Source organism: Daejeonella sp. (assembly GCF_036405355.1).
GTDB lineage: Bacteria > Bacteroidota > Bacteroidia > Sphingobacteriales > Sphingobacteriaceae > Daejeonella.
Genome location: NZ_DASWXT010000111.1, coordinates 1 through 12,032, shown reverse-complemented (window position 1 = coordinate 12,032; position 12,032 = coordinate 1). Strand labels below are relative to the sequence as shown.

The 12,032-nt window shown below is 37.5% G+C and carries 11 protein-coding genes; 5 read left to right on the top strand and 6 right to left on the bottom strand.

What is annotated here, in order from left to right; genetic code table 11:
- Positions 1–456: 456 nt before the first annotated feature.
- Together VGE44_RS13680 and VGE44_RS13675 are read left to right on the top strand one after the other, a co-directional pair.
- Positions 457–828: a hypothetical protein gene (locus VGE44_RS13680; RefSeq protein ID WP_331080034.1), complete on the top strand. Its 372-nt coding sequence runs from the start codon at positions 457–459 to the stop codon at positions 826–828.
- Positions 825–1,130 (top strand): hypothetical protein, encoded by a 306-nt coding sequence (locus VGE44_RS13675; protein WP_331080031.1) that lies wholly within the window; start codon positions 825–827, stop codon positions 1,128–1,130. The genes VGE44_RS13680 and VGE44_RS13675 overlap by 4 nt, the downstream gene beginning before the upstream one ends.
- A gap of 756 nt (positions 1,131–1,886) precedes the next feature.
- On the opposite strand, the gene VGE44_RS13670 is transcribed toward VGE44_RS13675, so the two are convergent.
- The 6 genes from VGE44_RS13670 to VGE44_RS13645 form a co-directional block, all read right to left on the bottom strand.
- The gene (locus VGE44_RS13670) at positions 1,887–3,806 is read right to left on the bottom strand and encodes a hypothetical protein (RefSeq protein ID WP_331080029.1); all 1,920 of its coding nucleotides are present in this window, start codon (positions 3,804–3,806) and stop codon (positions 1,887–1,889) included.
- Positions 3,807–4,207: 401 nt separating this feature from the next.
- Positions 4,208–4,726 carry an HNH endonuclease signature motif containing protein gene (locus tag VGE44_RS13665; RefSeq protein WP_331080027.1) on the bottom strand — a complete coding sequence of 173 codons (519 nt, stop codon included), beginning with the start codon at positions 4,724–4,726 and terminating at the stop codon, positions 4,208–4,210.
- A gap of 945 nt (positions 4,727–5,671) precedes the next feature.
- Positions 5,672–5,965: a helix-turn-helix domain-containing protein gene (locus VGE44_RS13660; protein WP_331080025.1), complete on the bottom strand. Its 294-nt coding sequence runs from the start codon at positions 5,963–5,965 to the stop codon at positions 5,672–5,674.
- A 73-nt stretch (positions 5,966–6,038) separates the two neighbouring features.
- The gene (locus VGE44_RS13655; RefSeq protein WP_331080022.1) at positions 6,039–7,394 is read right to left on the bottom strand and encodes a site-specific integrase; all 1,356 of its coding nucleotides are present in this window, start codon (positions 7,392–7,394) and stop codon (positions 6,039–6,041) included.
- 395 nt (positions 7,395–7,789) lie between these two features.
- Entirely contained in the window at positions 7,790–8,134 is a 345-nt protein-coding gene (locus VGE44_RS13650; protein ID WP_331080020.1) for a JAB domain-containing protein, read from the bottom strand.
- Entirely contained in the window at positions 8,118–9,131 is a 1,014-nt protein-coding gene (locus VGE44_RS13645) for a glucokinase (protein WP_331080017.1), read from the bottom strand. The genes VGE44_RS13650 and VGE44_RS13645 overlap by 17 nt, the downstream gene beginning before the upstream one ends.
- 238 nt (positions 9,132–9,369) lie before the next feature.
- On the opposite strand from VGE44_RS13645, the gene VGE44_RS13640 reads away from it, so the two are divergent.
- The 3 genes from VGE44_RS13640 to VGE44_RS13630 all read left to right on the top strand — a co-directional run bounded on the left by VGE44_RS13640 (position 9,370) and on the right by VGE44_RS13630 (position 11,863).
- The gene (locus VGE44_RS13640) at positions 9,370–9,621 is read left to right on the top strand and encodes a YtxH domain-containing protein (RefSeq protein ID WP_331080015.1); all 252 of its coding nucleotides are present in this window, start codon (positions 9,370–9,372) and stop codon (positions 9,619–9,621) included.
- Between the two features lie 48 nt (positions 9,622–9,669).
- Positions 9,670–10,599 carry a 1-phosphofructokinase family hexose kinase gene (locus tag VGE44_RS13635; RefSeq protein ID WP_331080012.1) on the top strand — a complete coding sequence of 310 codons (930 nt, stop codon included), beginning with the start codon at positions 9,670–9,672 and terminating at the stop codon, positions 10,597–10,599.
- A 370-nt stretch (positions 10,600–10,969) separates the two neighbouring features.
- Positions 10,970–11,863, top strand: coding sequence for a lysophospholipid acyltransferase family protein (locus VGE44_RS13630; RefSeq protein ID WP_331080010.1), 894 nt, complete (start codon positions 10,970–10,972; stop codon positions 11,861–11,863).
- Positions 11,864–12,032 lie beyond the last annotated feature (169 nt).

Sequence of the window (12,032 nt, the reverse complement as noted above, 5' to 3'; positions counted from 1 at the left end):
AAAATTAGTGACTTGGGCGATATATGCCAAACGGATTATTTTAACTTGCCCCAGTTTGAAAACGAGCAGGTTAGGGTTAGGATTATGACATTATAAAATGTAGCTGAAAAGCTTGTGGTTGATTTGAAGTATTTTTAGAATTTTAAGTATGTCTACTGAGTTCACACCAAAAGAAGCCGCTAGGCTATATGAAAGCTTCCGTAAATGATAATCCAAAGCCTAGAAATAAAAGAACTGACAACGAAGTTATAAAAGCACCGTTTATAAGAAAAACATCTAAAAACAAAGACAATTGGTAAATTTGACACTTTTGATATATTGTCATTTATTTGCTACTACACTTGACAATATGTAAACAATTTGTAACTTGGCACGTAATATGTGTATATTACATATTAAAAAAAACTTGCAGTGTTCTTTATTTAAACGAATTGGGCTTTTATAAGTCAAAATAACATGATTAATAGCGAACCTATTATTGAAATTAACAGAGAGGGTAAAACGCTTTCTGTTAAGGCGATTATTCAAACATGGAATAAGTTTGAGGGAAGTCATATTTGCATACACATCCCATTTCTTGGTGGATTAATAACGCACGCTGAAAATGAACAAGATGCTGAGAAAGCAGTCGAGGAAGCCTTTCAATGCTTTGTTATTATATCTGAAAAACATGGAATGGGTGTAGAGAATGAACTTTCGTTTATTGGATGGAATAAAGAAGCGGGGGAAAGTAAGAACCATTCCATATTTACGATTGATAATTTGAACTCTGCAATGGAGTCAATGATGGAAACCGGCGATACTAGGGTTTTAGAAGTTGCACTATGAGTGATGAATTTAACCCCTCTGTTGATTACAGCTTTATGCTTGAAATGGTCGAGAGTTGTAGTAAAGTAATAGATAAGACTATAGTCGGCAGTACAACAGCCTTTGTATTAGAAGGAAGTTCTCCTTCCCATAAAAGAACTGTTTACTTAAGAAAAACACCTGACGAACAAATTCCATTTTTAAAAGCAACTGCGATTTGTATCAGGATTTCTAAAATGGGAGAATTACTAGAGTGGTTTGAACAGCATAGAAGTTGGAAGGACGGCGGTTATTTCGAAAGAGAAAATAAAGATCAAGAATAAAAACGCCTCCGACTTAAGAGGCTTTTTTATTTCCACCATAGCCTACACGTATATAATTACCAAAAGACGAAGTAGCTTTTATTTTCATAAATATTTATTTGGTCATAAAAGTATACCAAAAAGGAGCATGAATTTGAATCCGGTATATTTATTTTAGGCCTTGTTAATCGGGATAAAAGTGGGTGAATGGTATCGAGATTCACATATACAATTCCCAAGTGTGCTTACCTCTCTTTTTAGTCCACTACCCTTTATAGAGGGAATAATTGAGATCCTCTGATGAGATTCAATACACACCAATTTCAGAAAGTGTAGGCGAAACGTAGTAATAGTTTCTTTTCAATTGTGGAAAGCAGACTTCTATTGGTTTTGATTGTCACAGCTGCGATGATACACATATCTCTCATTAAACTTTAGGTAATAAGGCATAAGTAATTAATTATCAACAATTAATAAAAACAACTAAAGTTTTAGTTATATTTGTATTGCCCGATTCGACCAGGCTATATCATTATCATGACAAGGGTATTTTGCATTAACAACAAACTATGAGCGCACAAGAAGCAATTAGAGAATTAGACAACTCCGCTATAGAATTCTACGACGCGGTAAAGCGGAAACTGGACGGACAGTATGTAAGTGACTTGGTGCTGCATCAATTGGCAGAAGTCCACCATAGGGTATTTAACGACCACCTGGGTTTGCTAAGACCATCTCAAGATTCACCAAAATATAAGCTATGGGAAAAAGAGATTTCTAAGAATAGAAGGCTTCGGTCTGAGCTTTTGGTAGGGTGATATAGTCTTTAAATCCCGTAATGGTAAATGCGTTGTCGTTTTTGTCGGATGATGTACCTGGTTTCCGTTTAGGTTTCGAGACATTACAACACTGCTTAATAAAGTTTCCAAATGGAGTAAGACTAATAGAGCTATGCTTAAAGGACTTTTCAAAAACAGCTTGTAGTTCTTTAGCGGTATACTGCCCACCAACTTTTATCTGAGATGCCAACGAGTTTTTAAAACGGAGTCTATTGAGCTTATACTCATTCTCTTTCAGGTCACTGAGTTTCTTCATCAAAATAGGATCAAATTTCAAACGCTCTATTTCGCTCATGCCGATTAATTCATAGATCCGCCAATAATCCTTTCGTTCTGTTTTAAATTTTAGAAATTCAGCATATTCTTCAGAACCAGGCTCCGCCGCCGCCAAATGGTGCAACTTCCGGTAATCATCTTCACGTTTTTCTTTTTTAGTCTTCCTATTTTTTCCTAACTGAACTTCTTCTTTTGTCCAATTATCCGTTCGATAAACATGTACTGGATTATATAACACGTTTCTCCAAGCAGTCATTACTGTTTCAGCATTGTAATATTGCTGATCGCCAATTTCAATTAAGGACATGCATTCAATTCCTCCGTGGTTTAAGTGTACTGTGTTATCCTTTTCATTATATTTTAAATAGTCCTTAACAATGGGGCAAGTGGTTCGCGTCCTTATATAGCGATGCAACTCTGCAGTCGATTTTGTAGTAAGAGCTGCTATTTCCAGAATACTTGAGTCTTGAAAGGTATGCGCCATACCCAGATTCTCCTTCCGAATTAAAGCTGATGATCTTCGTCTATGCTGCGAATCCGAGACATTAGTAATATGAAATAATTTAGCGCCTTCTTTTCTAGCTCTGCCGATAAATTGTGCTCCGAATATTTCGATATTCTGATGGGTAAAAGGCGAGTGAACATTGGTTAGGTAAACCATAGTTGGTTTTTCATGGTTTAAGTCCCAGCATTGGTTATAGCTGAGTGTAAATAAATTAATCTTGGTAAGGCGATTGGTGTTATTATTGAAATTTGCTGAATAGCAACCCAAGTTTGAGAAGTTGTTATCTTCTTTCCGGCAATAGATCGAAACTAGTTTTTGATACTTTTCACCTAGTCTATTCATGATATCAACCATATCAGTTACACAGTTGATGTAAACACAGACGACTTCATCGTCCTGGCTTTCTGAGATGAATTCTTTAATAAAATGAACTCCAGTTGGCATAATTGTATCAGTTGTAATCACAGTCAATGGGCGATTTATCTCACCTATAACTTCTATGTGGTAATTTTGGTATTTAGAGAATACTGGGTCGGTTAAGACTATCGCAGAGGCTGACATGAAAGAACTACGAGCAAACTGAACCACAACTGTGCTTGCGACATCATATAATACTTCTCTAAAGTTGTGGTCGGTAACTATAGTATGGTACTCATCAAAAAGGCAAAAGAATTCATTTCTCCAGTCAATACACAAATCTTCGCTTTCACATGCACGAATGATCTTATAAATACCCTCAGCTGTAGTGAGAATTTTACGGACACCGATGTGTTTTTTCAGCCAGTATCGAATATCGTCATTACTAACACCTTCACACACTACCATGGCGTCAGGGTACTTTCCGGATTTTTCCAGCATCGATTCAAGTTTTTGCTTGGATGGATCCTTGTACGGAATAATCACGATTGAGCTGCGAAACCAATTCATTAGTTCCATGCTAGTTGCACCTAGGTTGCATATTCGTTTCCAGAATATGCTGTTTGAAGGTATTTCAGTTACTAATTTACCATCTTCGTATACGGCTCTATCTAAATAATCACGATACTTAACGAAAATTGGAATTGATGGTTTATGCATTGGATTCGGCTTAAAAAGTTAACTTATCGGCTGTAATGAAGGTTATTCTTGAATATTTTTTTTCAAAAAAAACATACTTCTCTTATATAAAATACTTTAATTTTTTATTCAACATGCTAGATAAAAAACGGGCTCTCGCCCTTGGGTATTTAAGTTGAATATCAACCCTATATACTCTATTTAAAAAATTGGTATTTAAGTTCTCTATCCAGTAGCAAAATCAACAGTAAATACCCCCTTTTTTATTTATAAATCCATCAGCACTGGTCTAGCTTTAGGTAGTTTTTTAGGTGTTAATTTCAAACTACCTGAGCTAGTTACACCATAAAATTTGTTCGAGGTTTGTAAACTAAATTCGGTACTGGATTTTATATTACTCTAGTCTTTTGATAACTTTTCACCTATGCGGTCATCTGCTTGGGTTTTTCAGCAGGTATGAAACCATATCCATCAACGCCTGCTAAACACCGTTTCCTAATTGTTTGACTGGCAAGTCCTGTCGCCTTAGCAGCTTCATTCGCAGTAGTGTACTGTACGTCATTAACTACCCAATAACCCTTCCACCTCCAATGTGATTCACCTTTAGTCAGCGAGTCAAGAACTTCTCTAGCATGACGCAGATTCTCTGATCTAGTGACCTTTTCAAGATTGCCTAACGCATTATTCGTTTTTACACCGTCGATATGGTTAATCTCCAGCCCAGGCTCGATTACTGGATCTTTCCACGTCATCCAAACCATTCGATGTGCGCCTATCCAATGTCCATCTACCATAACACATATATAGCCATACATAGAGACCGTACCAATTTGCTTCATATAAGCTAGGCTAAATATTGTACCTCGGTGCCCAACCAAATAATTACAGTTGTGAGGATAGACTTTAAATCGCTCACGTATTTTCGTTTTCACTTGTTCCATAATGGCAGTAAAAATCGACAGAAAATCCACTCATATTTTCACTCCCAATTTTTATGTTTAGCTTATTATATAGCTGAATATTAGTTAATTACCAATTTGAATTAGGAATGATGCTTTTTAGAGTTCTATAGAATTAGCTTATTACAATGCTGAAATGTATCCATGTTGCACGTTTAATAATTATGAATAACAATGTATATTAGATTAGAAAATCAAATAATGTGGAACTAACAGGGCTTATACTTAACCTATTAACTCTTGGGGTCAGGCCAGTATACCTTAAGCACCTTGAATACTGGAAGATAATTGAAGAGTTTAATAACAAATTACCACGTCAACAAAATGAAGCAAGGGTTATACCGGAAGCAGAGAAAAGGCAACACCCATTTTTTTCAAGTTCAGAATACATAACAGTCTTGGATGTATCTACTCACAAGGTCAGTTTGAATGAGGCAGATAGATCTATTTTATAATAAGCTAAACTCGTTTGATTACCGTTTCATGCTTTTCCCAGATTACTACAAAAGGTATATAGCTAATTTAAACCGATTCAGTCCGAATGCCGAAAACAAGAATTTTAATTTGGTGATGGTACAGCAGGTTTTAAAAGGATCTATAAAACCGATTAGACCACTAGATGTTTTGATATTTAATCTGAAGTGGGAAGTGGGTTTTACTTCTAAGATTTACTTATGGTCGATAAATGCTTTTAAAAAGATGGGAAGTGCGGCTCATGCTCGAAATAAAATACCATAGCCATTGCTATAAAGATGTCAGCATCCTGGTAAACAGGTATCTCAGGAATTGAATGACAATTGCGAGAACCTGCAGTTGTCTATGAATGTCACAGTCCGAAAATCTTATTGTAAAAGCCCTGTTAAATTTTCCGGTATTTAAAAGATGTCTAAGAAGATATTCTCAAAAGATAATTGATCCGGAATTTGTTTAGGCTGTCAACTGATTGTTCTTAATGGCTTCCTGAATATCCTCAAGTCTGTACCTTACTTTATAGCCTAAAGTGCATGATTTGATTATGCCTTGTTTGGTATAACTGCGTAGTGTTGGTAATGAAATATTCAAGATTTCAGCTGTTTCCTGGCGAGTAAAGATATTTTTCTCGTTACTCTGATTGATATTCAAAGCACCCATTAGATCTTTAAGAGCATTAGCCACTGCCTGGGCAATTAATTCTTGAAACTCCGCTTGATCGTAAGTAGTGTGAATAGTCTGTGATGGCATATAATCCGTTTATCTTTGCTGACCCAAAAATAATTAAACAGATTTGAAACTTTGGTACGTTGTCGATAACTTCCTAATTTTCATCACTAACCACCCTTAATTTAGGCTTATTCTGCCAAATTTCCCTGATCTTTTCTGAATGTTCTTTAGGGGTGATTCGAATATACTTCATGAATGAGGACTCGGTTTTGTGTCCAGTGATTGCCATAATGGAGATGGTCTTAGCATTAGCTAAATACATATTCGAAGCAAAACTACGGCGTGCTGTATGGCTACTTACTAAATCATATTTAGGTACACTTTTAACTATCTCCTTACCCCCTTTTGTTTGCTTGATCTGGACGCTTTCTGAAATTCCCGCACGTTTTGCAATCTTTTTGATTCCTTCATTTAACTTCTGGTTGCTAATAGTAGGCGGTAAGCTATTTTCAGTTTTACCGTTATATTTTGCCATTAATGTCTTTATATGGTCGTGAATTGGGACAACAACCCTTACGCCTGTTTTTTGAGTCTTTATCTCAATATCTTCCCCTTTTATATTTGCTGGGCTAATATCATGAAAATCCGAAAATCGCAACCCAGTCCAACATCCAACTAAAAATAAGTCCCTAATTCTATCTAATGAAGGTTCCTTAGTTAAATCCAAATCAAGTAAATCTTGTATCTCGTTTTCGTTTAAGTAAATACTTTCTGTCTCCTCAGTGGGTGCTTGATAGCGTTTACCCTTGAATTCAGTGTCGATTAACCCTGTTTCCTTCGCTTCTGCCAGTAATACTTTTAATACTCTTAGATGTTTAGCTACTGTATTTTTGGAGTAATCAAGTTTGTCGATCATATAGTCTTTGAAATTCTCGAAAAACTCCAACCCAATAACATTAAGCTTCAAATCTACCTTCTTGTAAATGGGCTCAGTTTTAAATTGAGTAAGATTTCTTTTTAAAGTCCTATAAATTTTTAATGTGTTCTCTGCATATGGTTTTCCATTTACAGTTAAGGTCTTTTTCTGCTCAGCTCCTTTAATGAACGCATCAGTAAATTCAATTAGATCCAATTGGAAAACGCTGTTAGGTTCCTCCGGTTGTTCAACCTTATCTAGTAGGAGTTGTCGAAACATAGGTATTGGCGGGTAGGTTCGATTTTCCTTTACGTAACTATCAAATAACTCTGCAATTTTTCCCTTAATCCTAAGAATTGTCTTATTTATCTCCAGGGATATATTATCTGTCTGGTTACTCCTTACAGTTTGCTGCTTAGTATTCCAGTGTCTGGGTTCTACATGGAAGTAACTAGGGAGAACAATACGCTCATTATTGTAACGTACTATACACCTAACAGGAGTGAGTAGATTCGACGGTTTAGTATTTCTGAGGTTGAAATTTACCTTAACAGAAAAATGATTCTTCGCAGGCTTGATTTTAATTGTATTCATAGCATCCGTATTAAGATTGTAATATACAAAATATGTTGCTTCGGTGTCGGTTTGGGTGTCGGTTTTATTTTCCCCCGCTTAATCGACCTTTACTTAGCTTTTATAAATACTTGTATTTTGATATAATCAGGGCTATAATTTTATAAGATAGTTTACTGGCTTAATCTAACAATGTGGTACAGCTGGTACCACCAAAAACCCTCAGAGTAATCTGGGGGTTTTTTGCTTTAAGGCAGTCCTGAGTGGCTTTTTGCTTAATACTTCTAATAGTTTGCCCCTCTCTGGCATCCATGCGTCGGGTTAGATAATAAGTTATTTAGGGGAATAATTTATGACATTTGGCGCGTTTGGCTTGTCTTTTTGACGTACAATGCAAAAATTTAGTGCCAGAAGGACTACAATTTACCTACATCTGCAAAGCTTAGATAAGTATCCTCGGCGAGAATGATATGGTCTAGTACCTCAATATCAAGTAGTTTGCCTGCTGCTTTAAGCTTGTTAGTTAGATCAATGTCTGATTGGCTGGGTTGGAGGTTAACGGATGGGAGATTATGTGCAAGAATGATAGATGTAGTACAACTTTTGAGAGTAGCTACAAAAATCACTCTTGTATCTGGTATAGTTCCCCACATACCACCTGTGGATACCGGTAATACTCCTATCACCCTGTTGGCTCGATTGAGTAGTAGAATCTTGAACTCCTCAATGAATCCGAATGACTGGTCAGTTTGTGCCGGCAAACCATGCTGCTCCCAGTAAAGCTGCTTTTGGATTTAAAATAATATTTATTGGTACTTTTTCCAGTAAAACGTTTAATCGGCCGCTCTGGCAGAAGGACGAGAAAAAAGAACTTTCCTCAAATAAATGAAGGTTTTGAGGGACTATACCGCCACCTATAAACAGCCCTCCGGTTGCATTGTTCTTCAGAGCAAGGTTAGCACACTCATAGGCCAGGTAACGACAGAATATATTCATAGTTTCTCTGCAAATAGCACTTTTAGCAATATTTTTTGCGATTACTGCAGAATCAGGTCCTGTGCTGAATTTCGCTTTTAACCATTTCGGTTCATGTAGTTTTTTTTCGGTGCTGAGGAAATTATAAATGTTAACAATGCCTTGCCCACTGGCAACCCGCTCCCAGCTAACATGACCAAATTTTTTCTGTAAGAAAGTGTAAAGTTCAAAATCGAATGCATTTCGTGCTGCAAAATCGCAATGTCCGCCTTCAGTAGCAAAAGGCTTGTAGAACTGCCCATCCCAAAAGATACCAGCCTCACCCAATCCCGTTCCAGGAGCTATTACTACTGCGTTGCCTGGCACCGGATGGGGAACTTTGTGTATGGTACGGATGTCTTTTGCTGTCAGTACTGCAAGGCCATATGCTGTGGCTTCCAGGTCATTGATTATCTTAACATTGACATTGTAATGGCTTTGCAGGTCTGTCTGATCAATATTCCATGATATGTTCGACAGTTTGGCTGTCCCGTTGATCACAGGGCCGGCAACGGCAAAGCAAATAGTATCCGGATTCGGTTTTCCCTTAATGAAATTATCAGTAAGCTCGGTAATAGTGTTGTAATCACTTGTTCTGTAAGTGGCTTCATGGAGGGCTTTAAATTCATTCCCTTCATGTTTAAATATAGCCAGGTTCGTTTTCGTGGCGCCAATATCACCGGCAAGCAGTAGTTCTTTGCCTGTGGATTTGATTTCTCTGTTTAGATAAAAAGGAAGTAGCATAATATGGGGATTTATTTAATAGACTCTTTAGTAGTTTCAGATCTATTGTCGCTATTGTATCAAATTTATAATAATTCGGCCAATTAAGGTCTGATACGAATCATTCATGTGATATTAATTTCTGTAAGAATTTCTTCAGCAAAAAATGTTTTGATGAGTAAAATCATAAGCTTTTGTGACCTGGGTCAACCGGGAAGGCAAATCTTACAGTTAGATTTGCCTTTATAAATAAATAAACATGGAAAAATCTGGAAAAATTGTACTGGGTCTTGCGGCTGCTTTTGCCGTCGGTGCATTGGCTGGTGTTTTATTTGCGCCTGCCGAGGGCAAAAGGACAAGAGAGAGGATTAGCCGGAAGGGTAAGCATCTGATTAATTCTATGGATGACCTTTTGCAGGAAGGTAAAAACAGCTTTGCTGATATTCGAGACAGTATCAAAGACAAGTTCGAAATTCTGAAGGAAGAAGCTGAACAATTCTCAAAGAGTTGAGAATATATTTTTTCATCCGCTTCATTAAAGTCTTTGTTAACTTCGGTTATGACAGCTATTATCACGATTACATTTAATCCGGCAATCGACAAAAGTACAACCGTACAGGAGCTTATCCCGGAGAAGAAATTAAGATGTACTGTGCCTGTTTTTGAACCTGGCGGAGGCGGAATTAATGTAGCCAGGGCAATTCACAAGCTTGGTGGTCATGCCATGGCGGCTTATCTTGCAGGGGGATATACTGGTAAAGCTTTTACTCAATTATTAATCTCGGAAGGCATAAGCTCTATTGTTTCAGAAATTGGGGACAGCACCCGCGAGAACCTTGTGGTATTTGAAAATTCTTCAGCACATCAATATCGCTTTGTAATGCCCGGCCCCCTCGTACAAACCGATGAATGCATGGCCTGTCTGAATTCTATTAAAAAAATACCCGATATAGGATATATTGTGGTAAGCGGCAGCATGCCGGAAGGTGTGCCGCAGGATATTTTTGCCTTAATCTCAGGAATATCGAAAGCAAAAAATGCACGTCTAGTTGTGGATACTTCCGGAGATACATTAAAACAAGCAGTTAGTAGCGGCGTCTATTTGATAAAGCCTAATCTCCGCGAGTTAAGTTCACTGGCCGGGCAGGAGCAGGTGGATGCTGCCCAGGCTGTTGATATTGCACGGGGTGTGATCATGAATGGAACCTGTGAGGTCATTGCTCTGTCGATGGGAGAAAAGGGGGCAATATTAATTACACGGGATACTGCGATAAGTATTGTTCCGCCCCGGGTCCAGATAAAAAGTACGGTTGGTGCGGGCGACAGTATGCTTGCAGGTATTGTGTATAGCTTGTCGCTGGGCAAGAGCCTGATAGAAGCGGGGCGTTATGGTGTTGCCTGCGGCACCGCAGCAACTTTAAATCCTGGTACAGAACTGTGTCGGAAAGAAGACGCAGATCGGCTCTATGAATTGATAACTTTGAGTTAATGTAATTATCACACCAAAGTAATCGGAGCAGGTTCTGCAGGCAAAAGCAGATCAATACAGATGTTTGTAGTCAGCTGTTATATAGCTACAGATGGTTTTCTGACTTTTCCCTGCTAAGAGGTTCAATCGTGAAGTTTATTAACCAAAAAATCCCCCGGACAGTACATCATACTTTTTTGATCTGATTTAATGTCAGTGTAATAAAAAAGATTGAGAAGACAAGGTATCATTTTACTCACCATTTCAGCTCATTGCTTAGGATTGTCATAAGATGTTTGTAAAATTTAGCAGACCTGATTGTAAGCTCTAATTAATTATTTAATAATTTTGCAATTGTACTGCCCGGGTAAAGAAAAGCTTCATTAATCTGATGTTAAAAAAAATATTTCATGCTACAGTTGGCGGCTTGCTTTATCTCTTGTCCCTGCTTCCATTCCCGATCTTGTATTTGATATCTGATCTCTTATTTGTCATTTTATATTGGCTCATCCGGTACCGGAAAAGGGTAATTGATGACAATATAGAAAACTCCTTTCCTGAGAAATCTTCAAGTGAGCGTAAACAGATTCGTAAGGATTATTTAAGATATCTTTCAGATCTTATTGTAGAGACTGTTAAATTATTTTCGATCTCTGAGGAGGAGGTTAAAAAGCGGGTGTTGGTGACGAATACGGACTTCATTGAACAATGTTTCAGGAACGGACAGAGTGTGATTGGAATCCTCGGACATTATGGGAACTGGGAAATGGCAGGTCTGCGTTTTAGTCAGCTATTTTCCGAAAAAAGGATTATTGTATACAAACCTCTGACTAGCCAGTTCTTTGATCGTATGATGCTAAAGATGAGATCCAGATTTGGAGCAACTTTGGTTAGCATGAAGCAGACTACAAGGAAATTGGTAGAATATAAAAATGAACGCAGCATAACAGTCCTTGTCGGAGATCAAACTCCTGCGAAACCTGAGATTACTTATTTTACTGATTTTTTAAACCAGCCAACTGCAGTCTTTTTGGGCGTGGAAAAACTGGCAAAACTTACCAATAGTGTTGTTGTATTTTGCGATATCCGAAGGGTTAAACGGGGTTATTATACCTGCGATTTTGTTAATTTGTTTGAAAATCCCAGGTTAACAGAAGAACATGAAATCACTAAAGCGCATGTTAAATATCTGGAAGAGGTGATCAGAGTTCAGCCAGAGTTTTGGCTATGGTCTCACAAAAGATGGAAGTATAAACCTGAGGATATGGATGGTTTATCTGCTTGAAATTCTCCTTATTTATGTTGTCATGCTGTAGTTTTGAAAACCTTGAGAAGTTAGTTAAGGTTATAGCTCTTATTAGGAAAGGTGACCACTCGTTTACGGATAATACTCTGAAAAGCATTGAACTCTCAATACTAAATCATTTAACGACTAATGATAAGAACTTTTCTTT